21 protein-coding genes are annotated in these 18,700 nt (G+C 73.5%); 13 read left to right on the top strand and 8 right to left on the bottom strand.

The window, feature by feature from the left end; translation table 11 throughout:
• Nucleotide 1 precedes the first annotated feature (1 nt).
• Nucleotides 2-418 (bottom strand): HIT family protein, encoded by a 417-nt coding sequence (locus M8C13_RS02945; protein WP_252478848.1) that lies wholly within the window; start codon nt 416-418, stop codon nt 2-4.
• On the bottom strand, nt 415-1,179 hold the full coding sequence (locus tag M8C13_RS02940) for an ABC transporter permease (RefSeq protein WP_252478847.1): 765 nt from the start codon (nt 1,177-1,179) through the stop codon (nt 415-417). Before M8C13_RS02940 ends, M8C13_RS02945 begins: the two co-directional genes overlap by 4 nt.
• A gap of 75 nt (nt 1,180-1,254) precedes the next feature.
• Here M8C13_RS02940 and M8C13_RS02935 point away from each other — a divergent pair, with 75 nt between their 5' ends.
• Nucleotides 1,255-1,728 (top strand): MarR family winged helix-turn-helix transcriptional regulator, encoded by a 474-nt coding sequence (locus tag M8C13_RS02935; protein WP_252478846.1) that lies wholly within the window; start codon nt 1,255-1,257, stop codon nt 1,726-1,728.
• Between the two features lie 10 nt (nt 1,729-1,738).
• Here the strand turns inward: M8C13_RS02935 and M8C13_RS02930 are convergent, their stop codons facing one another.
• From M8C13_RS02930 to M8C13_RS45265, 3 genes are all read right to left on the bottom strand, one after another.
• Nucleotides 1,739-2,023 carry a DUF6191 domain-containing protein gene (locus M8C13_RS02930; RefSeq protein WP_252478845.1) on the bottom strand — a complete coding sequence of 95 codons (285 nt, stop codon included), beginning with the start codon at nt 2,021-2,023 and terminating at the stop codon, nt 1,739-1,741.
• 31 nt (nt 2,024-2,054) lie between these two features.
• On the bottom strand, nt 2,055-3,563 hold the full coding sequence (locus tag M8C13_RS02925; RefSeq protein ID WP_252478844.1) for a carboxylesterase/lipase family protein: 1,509 nt from the start codon (nt 3,561-3,563) through the stop codon (nt 2,055-2,057).
• Between the two features lie 195 nt (nt 3,564-3,758).
• Nucleotides 3,759-6,434 carry an AAA family ATPase gene (locus tag M8C13_RS45265; RefSeq protein WP_252478843.1) on the bottom strand — a complete coding sequence of 892 codons (2,676 nt, stop codon included), beginning with the start codon at nt 6,432-6,434 and terminating at the stop codon, nt 3,759-3,761.
• Between the two features lie 115 nt (nt 6,435-6,549).
• Between M8C13_RS45265 and M8C13_RS02915 the strand changes: the two genes are divergently transcribed.
• Nucleotides 6,550-7,197, top strand: a complete 648-nt coding sequence (locus tag M8C13_RS02915; protein WP_252478842.1) for a DUF2306 domain-containing protein — start codon at nt 6,550-6,552, stop codon at nt 7,195-7,197.
• Nucleotides 7,194-8,180 carry a LacI family DNA-binding transcriptional regulator gene (locus M8C13_RS02910; protein ID WP_252478841.1) on the top strand — a complete coding sequence of 329 codons (987 nt, stop codon included), beginning with the start codon at nt 7,194-7,196 and terminating at the stop codon, nt 8,178-8,180. Before M8C13_RS02915 ends, M8C13_RS02910 begins: the two co-directional genes overlap by 4 nt.
• A gap of 179 nt (nt 8,181-8,359) precedes the next feature.
• Here M8C13_RS02910 and M8C13_RS02905 read toward each other — a convergent pair whose 3' ends face one another.
• Together M8C13_RS02905 and M8C13_RS02900 are read right to left on the bottom strand one after the other, a co-directional pair.
• A complete protein-coding gene (locus M8C13_RS02905; protein WP_252478840.1) occupies nt 8,360-8,938 on the bottom strand; it encodes a TIGR03086 family metal-binding protein in 579 nt (192 codons plus the stop codon).
• 102 nt (nt 8,939-9,040) lie between these two features.
• Complete coding sequence (locus M8C13_RS02900) at nt 9,041-9,733, bottom strand: GntR family transcriptional regulator (protein ID WP_252478839.1); 693 nt, start codon at nt 9,731-9,733, stop codon at nt 9,041-9,043.
• A gap of 76 nt (nt 9,734-9,809) precedes the next feature.
• Here M8C13_RS02900 and M8C13_RS02895 point away from each other — a divergent pair, with 76 nt between their 5' ends.
• The 8 genes from M8C13_RS02895 to M8C13_RS02860 are packed head-to-tail and all read left to right on the top strand — an operon-like array spanning nt 9,810 to nt 16,276.
• Nucleotides 9,810-10,790 (top strand): phosphoglycerate dehydrogenase, encoded by a 981-nt coding sequence (locus tag M8C13_RS02895; protein WP_252478838.1) that lies wholly within the window; start codon nt 9,810-9,812, stop codon nt 10,788-10,790.
• A complete protein-coding gene (locus M8C13_RS02890; RefSeq protein ID WP_252478837.1) occupies nt 10,787-11,557 on the top strand; it encodes a hydroxypyruvate isomerase family protein in 771 nt (256 codons plus the stop codon). The genes M8C13_RS02895 and M8C13_RS02890 overlap by 4 nt, the downstream gene beginning before the upstream one ends.
• The gene (locus M8C13_RS02885; protein WP_252478836.1) at nt 11,554-12,177 is read left to right on the top strand and encodes an aspartate/glutamate racemase family protein; all 624 of its coding nucleotides are present in this window, start codon (nt 11,554-11,556) and stop codon (nt 12,175-12,177) included. Before M8C13_RS02890 ends, M8C13_RS02885 begins: the two co-directional genes overlap by 4 nt.
• Complete coding sequence (otnK, locus tag M8C13_RS02880) at nt 12,174-13,400, top strand: 3-oxo-tetronate kinase (protein WP_252478835.1); 1,227 nt, start codon at nt 12,174-12,176, stop codon at nt 13,398-13,400. The genes M8C13_RS02885 and otnK overlap by 4 nt, the downstream gene beginning before the upstream one ends.
• Nucleotides 13,397-14,005: a class II aldolase/adducin family protein gene (locus M8C13_RS02875; RefSeq protein ID WP_252478834.1), complete on the top strand. Its 609-nt coding sequence runs from the start codon at nt 13,397-13,399 to the stop codon at nt 14,003-14,005. Before otnK ends, M8C13_RS02875 begins: the two co-directional genes overlap by 4 nt.
• Nucleotides 14,002-14,679: a substrate-binding domain-containing protein gene (locus M8C13_RS02870; protein WP_252478833.1), complete on the top strand. Its 678-nt coding sequence runs from the start codon at nt 14,002-14,004 to the stop codon at nt 14,677-14,679. Before M8C13_RS02875 ends, M8C13_RS02870 begins: the two co-directional genes overlap by 4 nt.
• Complete coding sequence (locus tag M8C13_RS02865) at nt 14,676-16,022, top strand: TRAP transporter large permease subunit (RefSeq protein ID WP_252478832.1); 1,347 nt, start codon at nt 14,676-14,678, stop codon at nt 16,020-16,022. Before M8C13_RS02870 ends, M8C13_RS02865 begins: the two co-directional genes overlap by 4 nt.
• Before the next feature lie 20 nt (nt 16,023-16,042).
• The gene (locus tag M8C13_RS02860; protein ID WP_252478831.1) at nt 16,043-16,276 is read left to right on the top strand and encodes a hypothetical protein; all 234 of its coding nucleotides are present in this window, start codon (nt 16,043-16,045) and stop codon (nt 16,274-16,276) included.
• Nucleotides 16,277-16,280: 4 nt separating this feature from the next.
• Here M8C13_RS02860 and M8C13_RS02855 read toward each other — a convergent pair whose 3' ends face one another.
• Nucleotides 16,281-16,655 (bottom strand): hypothetical protein, encoded by a 375-nt coding sequence (locus M8C13_RS02855; RefSeq protein WP_252478830.1) that lies wholly within the window; start codon nt 16,653-16,655, stop codon nt 16,281-16,283.
• 136 nt (nt 16,656-16,791) lie between these two features.
• Between M8C13_RS02855 and M8C13_RS02850 the strand changes: the two genes are divergently transcribed.
• Together M8C13_RS02850 and M8C13_RS02845 are read left to right on the top strand one after the other, a co-directional pair.
• Nucleotides 16,792-18,039, top strand: a complete 1,248-nt coding sequence (locus M8C13_RS02850) for a sensor histidine kinase (protein WP_252478829.1) — start codon at nt 16,792-16,794, stop codon at nt 18,037-18,039.
• Entirely contained in the window at nt 18,024-18,683 is a 660-nt protein-coding gene (locus M8C13_RS02845) for a response regulator transcription factor (protein ID WP_252478828.1), read from the top strand. The genes M8C13_RS02850 and M8C13_RS02845 overlap by 16 nt, the downstream gene beginning before the upstream one ends.
• Nucleotides 18,684-18,700: the final 17 nt, after the last annotated feature.

Here is an 18,700-nt window from a genome sequence, read left to right as displayed (position 1 = left end):
CTCATCGGAAGTGACGACCCAGGCGATCGCACAGCTCGTCAATCTCCTGGGCGGTCACCCGCGGCGCGCCGGCCCAGTCGTGACTGTCCATCCAGCTGATGTGCGCTGGCGTGCCGGGGTGGCGGGCGAAGACGTGCTGGTGGAAGTGCGCCACCCCGCGCCCGACAATGGCGGAGAAGACGAACTCGGGCGCCAGCTCGGCCCGAAGCGCCCGGGACGCCTGCCAGACCGCCTGCGCGACCGCGCCGACCTCCGGCGGTTCCAGTGTGTCGAGGGTGGGAGCGTGGCGGCGGGTCTCGACGAACAGGTAGCCGGGGAAGCCGGTGCCGGTGACGTCGGCGGCGCGGTGCGAGACCACGAGCAGCTCGGAAGCCCAGACCAGGGGAGTGGCCAGTGGACCGGTGCCGGGCTGACTCACACCACGGCCCGGCGCCGGAACGTCCGCACGCTGGCCGGCGCGAAGATCAGCAGCGCCAGGCCCAGTGCGGCGAGGCAGAGCCAGCCCGGCAGGTGCGCGATGTGCGGGGTGAGCGCGCCCCGGAGGCCTTCGCTGACGTAGGTCATCGGGTTGAGCGCGCACAGCGCCTGGAACCACGGCACCGCGCGAAGCTCGCGGAACGGGAACTGCGCCGACCCGGTGAACAGCAGCGGCGGCATCACCAGTGAGAAGGTCAAGCCGATCCGGGTCGGGGGCACCAGCGAGCCGATGGTGACCCCGACCGCGCCGCCGGTGAGCGCGCCCAGCACGGTGAAGGCCAGCGCGGCCGGCATCCCGGAGACCGGCCAGTCGAGCTCGCCGAGCACAACGGCGCCGACCGGCACCATCAGCACCGCGGTGATGATGCCGCGGGCCGCGGCGGCCACGATCCGCTCGGCCACTATCCAGGGCAGGCTCACCGGCGCGCGCAGGCGGTTCTCCACCGCGCGGGTGGCGAACTCCATGGCCAGCGGGAACGAGGCGTTCTGCGCCGAGGCGAAGAACGCGTTCAGCGCCACCAGGCCGGGCAGCAGCAGCTGGGCGTAACCGGGCGGGGTGTAGCCGAGCGCGCCCAGCACCTTGCCGAAGACCAGCAGCAACAGCAGGGGCTGCATGAGCACCTGGGCCAGCACGCTGCCGAGCTGCCGCCGGGTCGCGACCAGGTCGCGCTCCAGCAGACCCCAGAACACCCGCAGCCGCATATGGCAAGCTTACGCTTAATAGATTGGCCTGGGAGGGTCGCTCTATCCGGATATGCGAAGTGCTAGCGTGGTTTCATGAGCGATGCCGCGACCGCAGCCGACACCGTGCGCTGGGCGGTGTCCCGGCTGTCCTCGCGGCTGCGCGCCCAGCAGTCGGACGAGGCGAGCTCGCTGACCAGGGTCGGCGCGTCGGTGCTGGCGAACCTGCGGCACAGCGGCCCGCTGACGGTCACCGCGCTGGCCGCCATCGAGGGCCTGCAACCCCAGTCGCTGACCCGGGTCCTGCACGCGCTGGAAGCCGACGGCCGGGTGTCCCGCAGGCGGGACGAGCAGGACCGGCGGGCCCAGCGGGTGGAGATCACCGAGGCCGGGCACGCGGCGCTGCGGGAACACGTGCGCGCGGGCAACCGGTGGCTCGCCGAGGCGTTCGAGCAGGTGCTGACACCCGCCGAACGGGAGATCGTGCGGGTAGCGGGCGAACTGCTGCTCCAGGTGGCCCGGCACGGCGACCACGGACCGGGCGGCCCCGGCGCGGCCCCGCCGCTGTGAAGTCCCTGACTCAGCCCGGCTTGCGGTGGTCCTCCGGCCGCAGCGTCGCCGTGCCCCGGTCCAGGTCGATGCCCAATGGCGGTGGCGCGCCCTGGGCCTGGTCCTCGGCCATCATCGACATGGACTGGCGGTGCTCCAGTTCGGTGCGCTTGGTGCCGTAGAAGGTGGCGGTCAGCTCGTTGACGTAGGTGCCGGTCAGTGGGGTGCCGCGGCGGCGGTCGCGGCGGTGGCGCAGCAGCTCGTACATCCCGACCGCGACCATCAGCAGCACGAAGCCGGGCACCGTCCACAGCATCGCGTTCTCCACGGCTGGTTCAACGCCACCATCAGCGCCCTGGTTCCCTGGCGAGCAGGGGCAGCGGGGCGAAGGTGTGGTGCTGCCAGATCAGGCGGGAGGCATCCTCCGGGTAGGCGGTGACGATGGGCTCAATGTCGAAGACCTGGGTCAGGCGCTGCTCCGGGTCGTAGGCCGGCCAGCCGGGGTCGCCGTGGGTGGCGAAGGCGGTCCACGCGGCGCGCATCCGGGCCGAGAGCGGTTCGGCCTCGGACAGCTCGCCGCCGAGCAGCATCGCGGGCTGGCCCTGCGTCAGGGTGCCGAAGACCAGCGGCACGTCCAGGCCGTGGCAGGCGCCGAGCAGGCCGTCCATGCCGGGGGCGGGCCAGGTCAGCTCGTAGAGGTGGGCCCGGCCGCCGCCGACGGCCTGGGCGTGTGCCAGGCGCAGGGACGGCATCCGGAACAACCAGTCGGAGTTGACCAGGTCGTACAGCTCGTCCGGACCGGCCTGCGGATAGTGCTCGCGGTAGCGGGCCGGGCCGTCAGGGCCGGGGGCGAACTGGGTCAGCGCGTCGGCGGCCTGTTCCTCGGTGACCTGGCCGAGCAGGCCGTGCACCAGGGCGAGCAGGCGGTCCTCGTGCCGGACGTGACCCGCGATCAGCTCGACGTCCCGGCCCGCGCCCTCGGCCAATGCCTGCCACGGGGTGACCGGCAGCAGGTCGCCGTCGACCACGGGCGCGAACGGGATCAGCTTGTGCGCGGCCGGCCCCCAGCGGTCCGCCCACTGGCCGATCTTGGCGATTACCGTGTCCCCGACCGACGCCAGCCTCGCTGGGTCCACAGTGGACAGACCGGCGACGGTGGGCCGCAGTCCCAGCTCGGCGGCGCACACCGCGGCGATGTCGGCGGCCAGCTCGGGGCTGAAGAAGGTGCCCTGCACGCTCTGCGCGATCGCCCGCCGGAACAGCCCGCGCGCCCTCGGCATCGCCAGCAGCGCGGCGACCGACCCGCCGCCCGCGGACTGGCCAAAAATCGTGACCCGGTCAGGGTTTCCGCCGAAGGCGCGGATGTTGTCGCGCACCCACTCCAGCGCGGCCAGCTGGTCCAGCAGGCCTCGGTTGCCCGGCGCGCCCTCAAGCTGGCCAAAACCCTCGAAGCCCACCCGGTAGTTGAACGTCACCACCACCACGCCGCCCTCGCCGGCGAGGCGGGCGCCGTCGAACTCGGGCAGGCTGGCCATGCCGATGGTGTAGGCGCCGCCCTGGATCCACACCATGACCGGCAGCTCCGCGCCAATGCCGGGGGTGAACACGTTGACCGTCAGCCAGTCCTCGCCCGGCGTCTCCCCGGCCAGCGCGTCCATGCCGAACACCCCGGGCTGTGGCGGCGGCGGACCGTAGGCCACGGCCTCGCGCACCCCGTCCCAGCCCCGCACGGGTTGTGGCGCGGCGAAGCGCAGCGCCCCCACCGGCGGCTCGGCGAACGGGATCCCGCGGAACACCTCCAGCCCCGCCTGCCCGACCCCGCGCACCAGCCCCGCCGTCGTGCGCACCTCGGTCATCGCCACTCCCTCTCGCCACGGCAGGACGCCGTGGCGGATCATTCCCACCGCTTCGTGCGCAGCGCCAACCAATTACCCGGCCGGTTGCCCTTTCCGGCGTCGACAGGGGTGGGCCGGTCTGCCTCATCGCGCACGTGGCCGCGAGGTCCGGCTGCACCGGACCGGTCGTGGTGACGCGGTGGTGGAGTTGTTCTTCTAGAGCGCTAGGTCGCGGAGCTGGGCGCGGCTGGTGATGCCGAGTTTCGGGAACAGCCGGTACAGGTGCGAGCCGACTGTGCGGGGGCTCAGGAACAGGTGTTCGCCGATCTCGCGGTTGCTCAGGCCGCGGGCCGCCAGCCGCGCCACGGCCAGCTCCTGCGGACTGAGCACCTCGCCCGCGGTGCCCCGCGCCGGTGCCGTGCCGCCCGCGGCGCGCAGCTCCGCGGCGGCCTGTTCGGCCCATGGGCGGGCGTCCAGGCGGGTGAACAGGTCGGCGGCGGTGCTCAGCGGGGGCCGGGCCCGGACTGGCTGGCCTTCGCGGCGCAGCCGGGCACCCAGCTGGAGCGCGGTCCGGGCCAGCTCGAACGGGTGGTCGGCGGCCTCGGCGGCGGCCATGGCCTGTTCGTGGTCGGCGAGTTCGCCGGTGGCCAGGGCGCGCACCCTGGCGAACACCGCGTGGATCCACGGGACTTCGCGCAGCGGTGAGGTTGCGGTCTCCGGCAGCAGGTTGTGCGCCAGGTCCGGGCGGTCCAGGCGGAGGGCGGCTTCGGCGAGGTCGGGTAGGGCGTGCAGGGTGACCAGGCGGTGTGAGCGCGGGCCGCCGGGCGCGGTCACCTCGCCGAGGCGGGTCAGTGCGGTGGCCGGGTCGCCTTCGGCCAGGGCGAGCAGGCCCAGGGCGTGGCCGGCCACCGCCGCGGCGGACCGCTGGCGCAGTGGCAGGGCGAGCTCCAGCGCTCGTGCGGCGTGTTCGCGGCAGTGGTCGGCCTGGCCCCTGGCGGCGGCGTAGCGGGCCAGTTGGGCGTGCAGGTTGGCCTGCTGGCCGCGCTGGCCGGTCTCGTGGGTCAGGCGCAGGCCCTCCTCGGCGGCGGCCACCCCGGCGTCCCAGTCGCCTGCGCGGTAGGCCAGGTCCGCCTGCCAGAACAGCAGTTCCACCAGCGAACCGGCCGAGCCGACCGCGCGCAGCTGGCCGCGGGCCGCCTCGGCGAGGGCCAGCGCTTGGCGGGCGTCCGGGCTGAGCCAGCCGATGGCCAGCACCCACATCCAGGCCCGGCCGCCCACCGCGGGCTGGGTCGGGGTCAGTTCGGCGAGCAGTCCCCACAGGTCGCAGCCGGCCTGGATGGCCAGGTGCAGCCGCTCGCCCGCGCGGCGCACCGCGGGCGGCAGGTCGAGTTCGGCGATGCGGGCGGAGGCGGACTGGGCGGCGTCCAGGTCGTCGGCGTGGTAGGCGGCGTTGGCGGTGAGCACCAGTGTCCAGGCCGCTTCCAGGGGGTCGGTCAGCAGTTCGGCGCAGCGCTGGAGCTGCCGCCAGGCCAGGTCGGGGTGACCGCTGTAGGCCTCGATGGTCGCGGTGAGCCTGGTCAGCACCACCGCGGGCGCGGGCTCGGCCATGATCTCCGTGGCCAGCGCGCGGGCCAGCTCGGGCTGCCCGGAGTCCAGCGCCACGAACGCCGCGGCCAGCAACCGGTCCCGGCGGCCTTCTGGTGTGGTGCTCAGCCGTGCGGCGTGCCGCAGCACGGCGGTGACCGCGGCCTCCCCGCCCCGGCCGCGCACCGACTCCGCGGTCCGCTCCAGCTCGGCGGCCAGCTCCTCGTCCGGTTCGGTGGCCGCGACCGCCCGGTGCCACACCGCCCGCTGCCGGTCGCCGCGGGCCGCGGCTTCCTCGGCCAGCGCCCGGTGCGCGGCCGCCCGCGCCGGGAACGCGGCCTGGGCGTAGGCCACCGAGCGCACCAGCGGATGCCGGAACCGCAGCTGCGGCCCGGTGAGGTCAACGAGTCCGGCGGCGCAGGCCGCGTCCAGCGCCCCGGCGGGCAGCCCGAGCCGGGGCAGCGCGCCCAGCACCACGGCGGTGCGCCCGGAGTCCTCGGCCGCGGCCAGCAGCAGCGCCGCGCGGGCCTGCTCGGGCAGCGCGTCCAGGCGGCGCTGGAAGGCGGCCCGGATGCGCGCGCCCACCGGCAGCGTGCCGCGCAACGCCAGCTCCTCGGCCACCTCGCCGGGACCGCCCAATGCGGCCAGCTCCACCAGGGCGAGGGGATTGCCGCCGGTGTGGCCCAGCACCGCCGCGCGCACCGGTTCCGGCGCGGGCCAGTCCAGCTCGGCCAGCAGCCCGGCGGCGGCCGCACTGTCCAAACCGGACAGTGGCAGCTCCGGCAGGTCCGCGATGTCCACAGTGGACTCATCCGGCGACCGGACGGCCAGCAGCACGGCCAGGTTCTCCGCGCCGAGCCTGCGCGCGGCGAAGACCAGCGCGGTCGCCGAGGACCGGTCCAGCCACTGCAAGTCGTCGACCAGCACCAGCAGCGGCTGCCGCGCCGCCAAGGTCCCGAACAGGTCCAGCAGCGCCCCGCACAGCAGCAGCTCCGAGCCGGGCGGTCCTTCTTCCTGGCCGAGGGCGCGGCGCAGCGCGGTCGCGGCGGCGGGGGAGAGGGCGTCCAGGGGCAGCGGTCCGGGGTGCAGCAGCTGGTGCAGTCCGCTGAAGGGCTGCCGCACCTCCGACTCCACCCCCGCGCAGCGCAGCACCGCGAACCCCTCGGCGGCGGCTTCGGTGTCCCGCAGCAGGGTGCTCTTGCCGATACCGGCTTCCCCGCGCAGCACCAGCGCCCCGGCCCGCCCGGCGCGGGCGTCCTGGAGCAGAGCGGTGAGGGCGGCGCGCTCAGCCTGCCTGCCGTGGATCACTCAGCCGACCCTAGGTGCAGTCGATCTGACTGAGGCTCCGGGGCGGCCACCGCGGGCAGAGTTCCTGGTGCCGAGGCCGCGAGCACGTGGCCGATCCAACTGGGGGATGGTCACCGTGACGACGACTGTGCGCGAGCGCGCAACCCGGAAGCCGTTGCTGCGGCGACCCTGGACCGTCCCACTGCTCGCGGTCTCGGTGCTGTTCGTGCTGGTCTCGCTGCCGCCCTACCTGCAACCCGATCCCGCCCAGGCGCGCACCCCGCTGCGGCCGGGGGTGGACTGGCACTTCCCGCTGCTGGCCGTGCACGTGATCTTCGGTTCGATCGCGCTGCTGACCGTGTGCTTCCAGATCTGGCCCGCGCTGCGCGCCTGGTCGCTGCAGATGCACCGCTGGGTCGGGCGGATCTACGTCTTCGGCGGGGTGCTGCCTGCCGGGCTGACCGCGCTGGTGGTGGGCGCGCTCAGCGAACGCGGGCCGCTGACCATGATCGGCAACCTGACCGGCGCGGTGCTCTGGCTGGGGGTCACCGTGCCCGCCTACCTGGCCGCGCGACGGCGGCGCTTCCGCGAGCACCGGCGCTGGATGATCCGCAGCTTCGCCCTGACCATCTCGATCATGATGGACCGGGTGCTCACCGTGCCGCTGTTCCAGGTGGTCGAGCCGAAGACCGCCTACGCCATCGCGACCTGGGTCAGCTTCGGCTTCTGCGTGTCCGCCGCCGAGTGGTGGCTGCGCAGGTCAGGGCATACTCGTCGGCGATGAAGCGGGTGACGATCAACGACGTGGCGCGGTCTGCCGGGGTGTCCAGGCAGACCGTGTCCCGCGCGCTCAACGACAAGGCCGAGATCGACGGCGGCACCAAGGCGCGGGTGCTGGAGGCCGCCAGGGCCCTCGGCTACCGGCCCAGCCGGTTCGCCAGGGGCTTGGTGCGGCAGGACACCGTCACCATCGGCCTGGTCATCCCCGACCTGCGCAACCCGTTCTTCACCGAGATCGCGGCCAGCGCGCTGGAGGCGGCCAGGGCACTGGACTGGCACGTGGTCGTGCACGACACCACCGACCAGGCCGAGCAGGAGATCGCCACGCTGCGGGTGATCGGCTCCCAGGTGGACGCGGTGGTCGGCTACTTCAGCCAGCCCGAGGCCGAGATCGAACGGCACATCGGCGGGCTGCCGGTGGTCTTCCTCGGCCGCGAGCACCGCAACCCCCGGTTCAGCTCGATCCGGATCGAGGGTGCGCAGGGCATCGCCGAGGCGGTGGCGCACCTGATCGCCGCCGGGCACACCCGGATCGGCATGCTCGACCACAACCGCAAGCCGTCGCCCAGCATCCGCCAGCGCTGGTTCCGCTCCGCCGCCACCGCCGCGGGCCTGGAGCTGGACCCGGCCTGGGTGCTCGGCGCGGACCAGTCGGTGGCCGGGGGAGCGGCGGCCTTCGCCGAGCTGCACGCCGCGCACCCGGAGCTGACCGCGCTGTTCACCTTCAACGACATCATCGCCATCGGTGCCCTGCGCGAGGCCCGCCGGCTCGGCCTGCGCGTGCCGGCCGACCTCGCGGTGATCGGCTTCGACGGCCTGGAGCTGGGCGCGCTGGTGGAGCCGCCGCTGACCAGCGTGGCCATCGACACCACCCGGCTGGGCAGGCTGGCCATCGAGGACGTGGCCCGGCTGCTCACCGGCGAGCGCGCCGCCGCACCGGAGGACCTGGTGGTGCGCGGCGAACTGCGGCTGCGCGGCTCCGCTTGAGCCGAGGTCGCCTAGGGCGTGTCCGCACAGTCTCGTCTGCGAGAGTCGTGATCGGTTCGGTCGCTGGCGGTGCGGCCGGGACGGCCTCATACCGGGTGTATTCGGGCGTTCCGGCCGTGCCGCCAGCGGCCGAACCGGCGCGGCTATCGCGGGCGGGACTGTGCGGACACGCCCTAGCCCTACGGCTCGCGCCCCATCAGGTGGAGGAGACGGTCCTGCTCGGACCTGTTCGACGCCCGTGCCTGCGTCGGTGGCCCGTAGTAGCGGTGTCCGTCCGTGCTGGGGCTTTCGCTGACGCCGTGGTAGATCCACTCGAAGTTGTCGAGGACCCAGCGCACTGTGCGCGGGTCGAGCCGTTCGTCGAGCCGGACCGCGCGGGCGAGGTCCCAGGTGTGCGTGATCGCGTCCACCACGTACAGGCCGAGCAACTGCCGGCCAGGCACGGGACCGAACGGATAGTCGACGGTCCGGTCGAGCGCACCGGCGAGGTGGAACGCCGCCCGGCACTCGGCCACCGCGTCCCGGTAGGTGGCCACCGGATCGCTGTCGAGCGGGTCTTGGTTCAGGCTTGCCATGAACTCCGCACTGCTCCCACCGCGGAGGAGCGAGGTGTAGATGCGACTTCCCTGGATCATGTGGTTGACGAGTTGACGCACGTCCCACTCGGTGCACGGCGTGGGGTTCTGCCAGTCCGTGTGCGGCACCGCCCGCAACCGATCCGCGAAACCTTCGACCGCGGTGTCGAAGTGGGTGCGCAACGCGCTGTCCGTGGCTTGCATGGTGCCAAGTCTGGTCAGTGCGTGCCGCTGCTACCGGCGGGAATCGGCCCTCGAACTGATCACTGACTTCACGCGTGCCGCTTAGTCGCCGGCCGCCACCGAGCGCCGGTCGGCCAGCACCCGCTGCTTGGCGTTCTCGATGTGCTCGCGCATCCGCGCCGCCGCCCGCTCCGGGTCGCCGTCGGCCAGCGCCTGGTACACCGCGCGGTGCTCCTCGGCGGCCAGGCCGGGCGCGCCGCGGGCCGAGCCGAGCTTGGCGAAGAACCGGAACCGCTGCACCTGGCCGCCGAGGGCGCGGTAGGCCTTGGCCAGGAACGGGTTGTCCGCCTGGGTGGCGATCAGCTGGTGGAAGCGCTCGTCGATCAGCCAGTAGGAGCTGAACACCTTGTCATCCGGGGACTTCGCGGCACTGGCCAGCTCCTCGACGCTGGCCAGCACCTCGGCCAGGAACTCCGGGGTGGTGCGCCGGGCCGCCTCGTGCGCGAGCGCCGGTTCCAGCACCAGCCGGGCGTCCATCAGCTTGACCAGCTCCTGCTCGCTGAGCAGCGGCGCGACCCGGTAGCCCTTGAGCGCCTCCCGCTGCACCAGCCCGGTGTGCTCCAGGCGGGCCAGCGCCTCGCGCAGCGGGGTCTGGCTGACGTCGAGCTCGCGGGAGAGCGCGCCGATGTTCACCGGTTCCCCCGCCGACCACTTTCCGTCGGTGAACTGCGCGAGCAGCACCTCGTACATCCGGTCCGCGAGCGGCTGCCGGCCGGACCTCCGCGGGGAAGCCATGCGCCCTCCTAGTCGTCGCGACACGATATCCCGCTCGCCAAAACTATACTATTGACATCGATCCTATAGTTTCCGCATGACCTACCGCGTTCTCATCACCACGCCCTACCTGGAGCCAGGCGGCGAGGTGGACCGGCTGCTCACCGAAGCCGGGCTGACCACCGTCTTCGCCGCCGCGGCCCACCGCCGCGCCACCGGCCAGGCGCTGGCCGAGGCCGTGCGCGAGGCGGACGCCGTGGTGGCGGGCACGGACGCGTTCACCGCCGAGGTGATCGAGGCCGCGCCCCGGCTCAAGGTGTTCGGCCGCTGCGGGGCCGGCTACGACAACATCGACGTGGCCGCGGCGACCCGGCACGGCGTCGCCGTCACGCACACCCCCGGCGCGAACCGCCGCTCGGTCGCCGAGCACGTGCTCGCGCTGATGCTCAACTGCGCCCGGCACATCCCGCAGAACATCGCCGGGGTCCGCGCGGGCGACTGGGCACAGCGCAGCGGGCTTGAGCTCCAGGGCGCGACCCTCGGCCTGGTCGGGCTGGGCTCGATCGGCCAGACCGTGGCCCGACTCGCGCTCGCGCTGGGCATGCGGGTGCTGGCCACCGATCCGTTCCCGGACCACGACTTCCTGGCCGAGACCGGCGTGCCGGTCCTGCCGCTGCCCGAGCTGCTGGCCGAATCCGACTTCGTCAGCCTGCACCTGTTCCTGGACGAGACCACCAGGGGCCTGATCGACGCGAAAGCCTTGCGCGCCATGAAACCCGGCGCGTTCCTGATCAACACCGCCCGCGGCGAGGTGGTCGACGAGGACGCCCTGGCCGACGCCCTGACCGAGGGCCACCTCGGCGGCGCGGCGCTGGACGTGCTGGCCCAGGAGCCGTTGCCCGCCGACAGCAGGCTGCGCGGCCTGGACAACGTGCTGGTCACCGCGCACATCGGCGGCGCGACCACCCAGGCTCGCTCCCGCTCCAGCCTGCTGGCCGCCCGCCAGGTGCTCGACGTCCTGCACGGCCGGGCACCCCAGCACCTGGTCAACCCCGAGTACGCGCGGGTGACCCGGTGATCGGCACCGCGCGGCTGGCCGCGAACCTCAAGTGGCTGTTCACCGAACTGCCCTTCGAGCAGCGCTTCGCGGCCGCGGCCGCCGCCGGGTTCACCGCCGTGGAGTACCCCGACCCGTATCCGCACCCGGCCGCCACGCTGCGCCGCAGGCTCTCCGACGCGGGCCTGACCCAGGTGCTGATCAACTCGCCGATGGGCGGTCCCGGCGAGGTGGGCACCGCCTGCCTGCCGGAGCGCAGGGCCGAGTTCCGCGCCGGACTGGCCCTCGGCCTGGGCTACGCGGTCGAGCTGGGCGCCTCGTTCCTGCACGTGCCTGCCGGAAAACGGCCAGCGCACCTCAGCCGCGACCGCGCTTTCGCTTGCTACGTGGCCAACATCGCCTGGGCGGCCCAGCAGTCCCGCGACTCCGGCGTGCGGATCGTGCTGGAAGCGCAGAACAAACGGGACGCGCCGGGCTTCCTGCTCGACGACCAGGCCCACGCCGCCGCCGCGGTGGAAGCGGTCGGTGGGGACCACGTCGGCCTGCTCTTCGACGTCTACCACGCCCAGCAGGACGAACCGGACCTGCTGGCGGCGCTGGCCAAGTTCCTGCCGCTGACCAGCCACGTGCAGATCGCCGACGTGCCCGGCCGTGGCGAGCCCGGCACCGGCGACCTCCCGTGGCCCGCGGTGTTCGAGGCGCTGCGCGCGCACGAGGGCTGGATCGGCTGCGAGTACCGCCCGCACAGCCCCGACGGGCTGGGCTGGACCAGACAGGAGACCCGATGACCAGGGTGGCCCTGATCAACGCGACCCCCGGCGCGATCGGCCCGGCCACCGCCGCGCTGGCCGAGCGCTTCCCGGCCGCGGAGCCGTGGACCCTGCTCGACGACAAGCTGCTGGCCGACGCCAGCGAGGGCCTCACCCCCGACCTGGCCGAACGGATGCGGCGACTCATCGACTACGCGGTGCGCGGCGGCGCGGACGCGGTGCTGCTGACCTGCTCGCTCTACGGCGAGCTGGCCCGCGCCACCGCCGCGCCGGTGCCCGTGCTCGCCCCGGACGACGCCGCCTTCGACGACCTGCTGGCGCTCGGTCCGCGCCGGGTACTGGTACTGGCCTCCGTGGCGGCCGCGCTGCGCGACTCACTCACCCGGCTCCGCGCCCGCGCGCCGGGAACCCAGCTGGTGGGCCTGCACGTGCCGGAGGCGTTCACCGCGACCGGCGAGGAGCTGACCAACCTCCTGCTGACGGCCGCTGAACGCCATCTGTCCACTGTGGACGCTGTGCTGCTGGCCCAGTACACTCTCGCCCCGGCCACCGCGCCGCTGGCCACCCGGACCGGCCTGCCGGTGTTCTCCGGCCCGCGCAGCGCGGCGGAACGGCTGAAGGCGTTGGTGGGCCGATGATCGGGGCGATCGCCGACGACGTCACCGGGGCCACCGACGTGGCCGTGGCCTTGCGCCGCAACGGGTTGCGCACCCTGCTCTACTTCGGCGTGCCGGAGCCGGACCTGCCCGCGGCGGAGGCCGTGGTGGTGGCGCTGACCAGCCGGATGGCCCCGGCGGCCACCGCGGTCGCGGACTCGCTGCGCGCCCTGAAATGGTTGCGCGCACGCCAGGTCCGGCAGGTCTACTTCAAGTACTGCTCCACCTTCGACTCCACCAGCGACGGCAACATCGGCCCGGTACTGGCCGCCCTGGCCACCGCGCTGGACGCCGACCCCGTGGTGACCACGCCCAGCTCGCCGCGGCACGGCCGCACCCAGTACCGCGGCCACCTGTTCGTCGGCGACCAGCTGCTGGCCGACTCGCCGATGCGCGAGCACCCGGTGACCCCGATGCGCGAGTCGAACCTGGTCCACCTGCTGCACGCCCAGCTCCACCAGCCAGTCGGCCTGCTCACCCACGACACCGTGCGCGCGGGCGAAACCGCTGTGCGGCAAGCGATCCAGCAGGCCACCGCCCGCTACCTGCTCGCCGACGCGACCACCGAGGAGGACCTGCTGGTGCTGGGCCGGGCACTGGCGAACGCGCCACTGGTCGCCGGAGCGGCGGGCTTGGCAGGCGGTCTCGCCGCGGCCACCGGCAGCGGCCGCCCACCCGAGGACGACTTCCACCCGAGCGGACCGGCCGCGGTGCTCTCCGGCAGCTGCTCGGCCCGCACCCTGGAACAGGTCGCGGAACTGCTCCGCCAGGGCAGGCCCGCACACCGCCTGGACCCGGTCGCCCTCCCCGACCCCGAGGCCCTCGCCGCCCGCGCGCTCGCCTGGTTCGACAGCACCGGCGCGGACGGCCCGCTGATCTACTCCTCGATGAGCCCGGCCGAACTCCGCCAGGTCCAGGACATCCTGGGCGTGGCGAACTCGGCGCGAATCCTGGAGCGCGCCACCGGCCTGATCGCGCTCGGCCTGGTCGAACGCGGCATCCGCAGGCTGATCACCGCCGGGGGAGAGACCTCCGGCGCGGTGGTGGCCGCGCTGGGCGTGCGCGGCGGCGCGGTCGGCACCGAGGCCGCACCCGGCGTGCCCTGGATCAAGCCAGTGGACCCCGCACATCCCTTGCTGCTGCTCAAATCCGGCAACTTCGGCGGCCCCGAGCTGCTGGCCACCGCCTCGGGACCGGACTCATGACCCGGCAACTGCGAGAGCAGGTGGTGGCCACGGCCCGAGCGCTGCACGCGCGCGGACTCACCCACGGCCGCACCGGCAACGTCTCCCTCCGCGCGGGCGAGCACCTACTCATCACCCCGACCGGCGCGTCCCTGGGCTCACTCACCGCCGAGGACCTGTCCGAGATCGACCTGCGCGGACGGCACCTCAGCGGCCCGCCACCGTCCAAAGAGGCCTTCCTGCACGCGGCCGTGCTGCGGCAGCGCCCGCAGGCGAATGCCGTGCTGCACACCCATTCCACCCACGCCGCCGCGGTGTCCTGCCTGGCCGGACTCGACCCCGCCAACGCCATCCCCCCGCTGACCGCCTACTTCACCCTGCGCATCGGCAAGCTCCCGCTGCTGCCCTACCACGCACCCGGCGACCCGGCCCTCGGCCCACTCGTGGCCGAAGCCGCCCACGAGCACCACGCCCTGCTGCTGGCCAACCACGGACCCGTGGTCTGCGGCCCCGACCCGGACACCGCGCTCGACGCCCTGGAAGAGCTCGAACACACCGCCGCGATCCTGCTGCTCACCCGCGGCCTGCCCACTACCCTCGTCCCCAGCCGAACGGACCCGCCATGACCCAGCCACCGCTCACCCTGTTCAGCGCGCTCTCCGTGCGCACCGCGCTGGACGCGGTGCTGCCCGCCTTCACCGCCGCGCCGGTCGAGGTCAGCTACGACCCGACCACCGTGCTGGTCAACCGCATCACCGAGGGTGCGCGGCCGGAGGTGCTGATCGCGATCTCCGGGGCCTTCCCCGCCCTGGCCGAGCTGGGCGCCATCGACCCGGCCTCCCAGAAAGCGCTGGCCCGCAGCGGTATCGGCGTTGCCGTGCCAGCGGAGGCCGACCTGCCCAATCTGTCCACAGTGGACGATCTGCGCACTGCGCTCACCTCGGCCCGCTCGGTCGCCTACTCCCGCACCGGAGCCAGCGGCATCCACTTCGCCAACCTGATCGAGGAGCTGGGCATCGCGGAACAGGTGAACGCCCGCGCCACCGTGCTGCCCAAGGGATTCACCGCCGAAGCCCTCCTGGATGGCCGCGCCGACCTCGCCGTGCAACAGCTCAGCGAACTGGCCTTCGTGCCGCAAGTCCGGATCGCCGGTCCGCTGCCGGAGGAGGTCCAGCAGTACAGCGAACTGTCCATCGCACTCGGCGTGACCGCGGGTCCGCAGGCGCGCGAGCTGCTGGACTTCCTCACCGGCCCGGAGGCGGTCGCCGCCTTCGCCGAGGCCGGGCTGCTGCCCGCATGAACGCCGTGTACGCCCTGGTGGCCTTCATCGCCGCCATCGTGCTGTGGAACGCCGTGCTCAAGCGCAACATCGGCGAGGCGATGGTGGTCGGCTTCCTGGTCACCGCCGCGTTCGCCGGCCGGGACGCGCTCGCGGTCGGCTGGCAGGGCCTGGTGGACGGGCTGAAGTCGGAGATCACCTTCGCCGCGCTGGCCTTCGTCTTCGTCAGCGAACTGCTCACCAGGACCGGCCTGGTGCAGCGCCTGGTCGACATCCTCAGCTCGGTGCTGGGCCGCCGCCGCGGCGGCTCGGCCTACGCCGCCACGGTGGCCTCCGGACTGTTCGGCGCGGTCGCGCACAACGGCGCGGCGATCGTGGCCACCATCGGCTCCATCACCATCCCGTGGATGAAGCGCTCCGGCGCCAGCGGGGAGACCGCCGCGCTCGTCCTGTCCGGCAACGCGGGCGTCGGCGCGACCTTCCCGTTCAGCGGCGCGTTCTTCATCCTGCTGGCCGCGCCGACCGTGCTGCCCGTGCTGGGCACCGGCGGCATGGTGGCCACCATGTTCGTCACCGGCGCGTGGATGGTGGTGATGCGCCTGATCGTGGCCTACGCGATCGTGGCCAGGCGCGGGGTGGGCGCGATGAACCCGGCCGACGTGCACCCGTTCCGCCGCTCCTTCCGCGCGGGCTGGACCTCGCTGCTGGTGCTGGCCTCCATCGCGGTGCCGGTCCTGCTCACCGCGCCACCCACCAGCGACCTGGTCTCCGCGCACACCGGGGTCTCGGTGGCCAAGGAGGTCCCGCTGCTGGTCTGGCTGCCGGTGGTGCTGCTGCTGGCCGGACTCCTGGTGGAACGGCGCTCCCTGCCCTCGGGCCGGGCCCAGTGGTGGGAGCTGCTGGGCCGGGTCGGCCCGAAGCTCGGCCTCGTCGGCGTCACCATGATCGCCGCCTTCGCCGCCTCCAACGTGCTCAGCACCCTGGGCCTGGGCGCCCAGCTCACCCCGCTGCTGGCCGGGCTGACCGGGGTGTCGCCGCTGGTCGCGGCCATCGTGGTCGGCCTGGTGATCGTGGTCGTGGCCGGACCGCTCAACACCACCTCCACGGTGGCCGCGGTCGGCCCGGTCGCCTTCGCCGCGCTGACCGCGGCCGGTATCCCGCCGCACGTGGCCTTCGCCGCGATCCTGGTCTGGGCCAGTTCCGAAGGCTGCTCTCCGCCCGGCGCCGCGCCGCTGTACGTGGCCGCGGGCATCGCCGAGATCAACCCGGTGCGCGTGTTCGTCCCGGTCGTCCTCTACTACCTGCTGCCCACCCTGCTCTTCGGCGTGCTGCTGGCCGTCGGCGTGCTGTGGCTGCCCAGCTGACCGCGAAGGAGAGTGCGCCCGTGCACCGCGTCCTGCTCACCGCCAGCCGCCTGTGCCTGCTCGCGTTCCTGCTCGCCGGGGTGCTGGCCGTGGCAGGCCAGTCCCTCGGCCTGCTGCTCGGCTCCGGCTCGCTGGTCAAGACCTTCGGCGGCCCGGTCACCGACCTGGCCTGCGTCACCGCGGCCATCGCCGGGGTGCTCGCCTTCCTGCTGCGCTACACCGCGGAGGGGAGGGCGAGCGCCACCGAGGAGTGACCGGTCAGCTCGGCTTGGGAAAGGCCGCGCGCAGCCCGGCCCGGTTGACCAGCACCGCGGCCGGGATGAGCGCGAGCGCGCCCGCGATCTGCGTCGCGGCGAACCACACCGGCAGCGCGCCGGGAATGCTGTCCATGGCGATGACCGCGATCGGCACCACCACGCAGATGATCCGCACCCGCACATACGCCCACCGGGCCCCGCGCGCGGCTCGCTCGGCCAGCCAGTAGGTCACCACGGCGCTGGCCACCATGCCGCCCGCGCGACCCCACATGAACGAGCTCACCTCGCCACCGGTGGCCGAGAGGATGATCACCACGGCGAGGACCGCGACACTGATCACCCCGTAGACGGCGACGAGTTTCTTCACTGTGCCCATGTTTCCGCTCCCTGCTGTTGTCCGATGTGGACTCGACGCTAGGCAGCGCGCGGCCGGGCCGGTATGGGTCTGGACGCCCGGCGGAGTGGGTCTGGCCCCACTCCCGGAGCCGGCCCCGCGGGTGCACAGTGGACACATGAGCAAGCTGGTGATCTGGCTGGCCGGTGCCGGCACGGGCTTCCTGCGGGCCTGCGCCGTGCTGGCGGTCGTCCTGCTGGTGCCGGTGCTGTGGGCCGCCGCGGCGGGGCTGTGGATCTGGTGGGGCGCGGGCCCGTGGTCCTGGCTCGCGCCGTTCGCCTGGGCGGGGATCGGCACCGTCGCGCTGTCCCGTCCGGTGTGCAGGCTGACTCGCGGCCTCGTATCCAGGTGGACCGGCACCGTGATCCCGGGCGGGTACCGGCAGGCCGCGCCGGTGGTGCGGATGTCCACCGGGTACTGGTGGAACGGCTTCTCCTACGAGCGGACCAGCCGGGACGCCCGCCAGGACCAGCGGCTGCGGCTGTGGTGGAGCGATCCGGCCACCTGGCGCGACCTGCGGTTCACCGCGATCGCACCGCTCACCGTCGGCGTGCTCGCCGCGGTCCCGCCTGCCGGGGTGGCGGTCGCGCTCCTCGGACTGCTCCAGGGCTCGCCCGTCATCGGCGTGCTCGGCCTGCTGGTGGCCGTGGCCACCGCCCCGTACGCCTGGCGGGCCCTCGAACCGGTGGCCGTCCGGTTCCTGCGCGCCTCCGTCACCATGGCGCTGGCCGACCGGGTGGAGGAGCTGACCGCCCAGCGCGCGGACGCCACGGTCACCCAGGCCGCCGAGATCCGCCGGATCGAACGGGACCTGCACGACGGCGCGCAGGCCCGCCTGGTCGCGCTCGGCCTCTCCCTGGCCACCGCGGAGAAGCTGATGGAGACCAACCCGGAGCAGGCCAAGGCGCTGCTGCGGCAGGCACGGACCGGCGCGGCCACCTCGCTGACCGAGATCCGGGAGCTGGTGCGCGGCATCAGCCCGCCGGTGCTGACCGAACGCGGCCTGACCGACGCCGTGCGCGCCCTCGCCCTGGACAGCCCGCTGGAGACCGAGGTCAGCGCCGAGGACCTGCCGCCCCTGGACCCGCCGATCGAGTCCGCGGTGTACTTCGGCATCGCCGAACTGCTCACCAACGCGGTCAAACACGCCCACGCCAGCGAGGCGCGGATCGTGATCACCCGCCAGGACAACGCGATCGTGGTCGACCTGGCGGACAACGGCCGGGGCGGCGCGCTCGCCCGGCCCGGCGGCGGACTCGACGGCCTGCGCCGCCGCCTCGCGGTCTTCGACGGCACCCTGGAGATCGACAGCCCGCCCGGCGGCCCGACCCGAGCGCGGATGATGGTGCCATGCGAATCCTGGTAGCCGAGGACCTCTACCTGCTGCGCGACGGCATGGTCCGCCTGCTGGAGGCGTTCGGGCACGAGGTGGTGGCCACCGCGGGCACCGGACCGGAGACCCTGGACGCGCTGCTGACCCACCGCCCGGAGGTCGCCATCGTCGACGTCCGGATGCCACCGACCCAGTCCGACGAAGGGCTGCGGGCCGCGCTGGCCGCCCGCAAGGAGGTCCCCGGCCTGCCGGTGCTGATCCTGTCCCAGCACGTCGAGCAGCTCTACGCCCGCGAGCTGCTCGCCGACGGCGCCGGGGGAGTCGGCTACTTCCTCAAGGAGAACGTCTTCGACGCCGACCAGTTCATGGACGCCCTCCAGCGCGTGGCGGGCGGCGGCACCGCGATCGACCCGGCCGTGATCGCCAAACTCCTGGCCAGCGGCACGTCCAACCGGCGGCTGGCGCGGCTCACCGAACGCGAGCACTCGGTGCTCGCCCTGATGGCCGAGGGACTGGCCAACCACGCCATCGGCCGGCGGCTGTTCCTCAGCGAGAGCGCCATCAGCAAGTACACCACCTCGATCTTCGGCAAACTCGGTATCACCGACGACACCACCAACCGCCGCGTGCTGGCCGTGCTGACCTATCTCCATGGCCGTGACCTGGGCACTGCTTGACAGTCGCGGCCGGCGGG

Origin of the sequence: Crossiella sp. SN42 (assembly GCF_023897065.1) — a bacterium.
Taxonomy (GTDB): Bacteria; Actinomycetota; Actinomycetes; order Mycobacteriales; family Pseudonocardiaceae; genus Crossiella.
The sequence above is the reverse complement of the archived record's forward strand: the minus strand, read 5'-3'. Positions and strand labels throughout refer to the sequence as shown.

Excerpts from the sequence above, each read along its gene's own strand:
- M8C13_RS02885 (WP_252478836.1), top strand. The coding sequence starts at position 11,554 with ATGACCAGGGTGGCCCTGATCAACGCGACCCCCGGCGCGATCGGCCCG.
- M8C13_RS02910 (WP_252478841.1), top strand. The coding sequence starts at position 7,194 with ATGAAGCGGGTGACGATCAACGACGTGGCGCGGTCTGCCGGGGTGTCC.
- M8C13_RS02865 (WP_252478832.1), top strand. The coding sequence starts at position 14,676 with ATGAACGCCGTGTACGCCCTGGTGGCCTTCATCGCCGCCATCGTGCTG.
- M8C13_RS02870 (WP_252478833.1), top strand. The coding sequence starts at position 14,002 with ATGACCCAGCCACCGCTCACCCTGTTCAGCGCGCTCTCCGTGCGCACC.
- otnK (WP_252478835.1), top strand. The coding sequence starts at position 12,174 with ATGATCGGGGCGATCGCCGACGACGTCACCGGGGCCACCGACGTGGCC.
- M8C13_RS02850 (WP_252478829.1), top strand. The coding sequence starts at position 16,792 with ATGAGCAAGCTGGTGATCTGGCTGGCCGGTGCCGGCACGGGCTTCCTG.
- M8C13_RS02900 (WP_252478839.1), bottom strand. The coding sequence starts at position 9,733 with ATGGCTTCCCCGCGGAGGTCCGGCCGGCAGCCGCTCGCGGACCGGATG.
- M8C13_RS02940 (WP_252478847.1), bottom strand. The coding sequence starts at position 1,179 with ATGCGGCTGCGGGTGTTCTGGGGTCTGCTGGAGCGCGACCTGGTCGCG.
- M8C13_RS02925 (WP_252478844.1), bottom strand. The coding sequence starts at position 3,563 with ATGACCGAGGTGCGCACGACGGCGGGGCTGGTGCGCGGGGTCGGGCAG.
- M8C13_RS02845 (WP_252478828.1), top strand. The coding sequence starts at position 18,024 with ATGCGAATCCTGGTAGCCGAGGACCTCTACCTGCTGCGCGACGGCATG.
- M8C13_RS02875 (WP_252478834.1), top strand. The coding sequence starts at position 13,397 with ATGACCCGGCAACTGCGAGAGCAGGTGGTGGCCACGGCCCGAGCGCTG.
- M8C13_RS02895 (WP_252478838.1), top strand. The coding sequence starts at position 9,810 with ATGACCTACCGCGTTCTCATCACCACGCCCTACCTGGAGCCAGGCGGC.
- M8C13_RS02855 (WP_252478830.1), bottom strand. The coding sequence starts at position 16,655 with ATGGGCACAGTGAAGAAACTCGTCGCCGTCTACGGGGTGATCAGTGTC.
- M8C13_RS02935 (WP_252478846.1), top strand. The coding sequence starts at position 1,255 with ATGAGCGATGCCGCGACCGCAGCCGACACCGTGCGCTGGGCGGTGTCC.
- M8C13_RS02930 (WP_252478845.1), bottom strand. The coding sequence starts at position 2,023 with ATGCTGTGGACGGTGCCCGGCTTCGTGCTGCTGATGGTCGCGGTCGGG.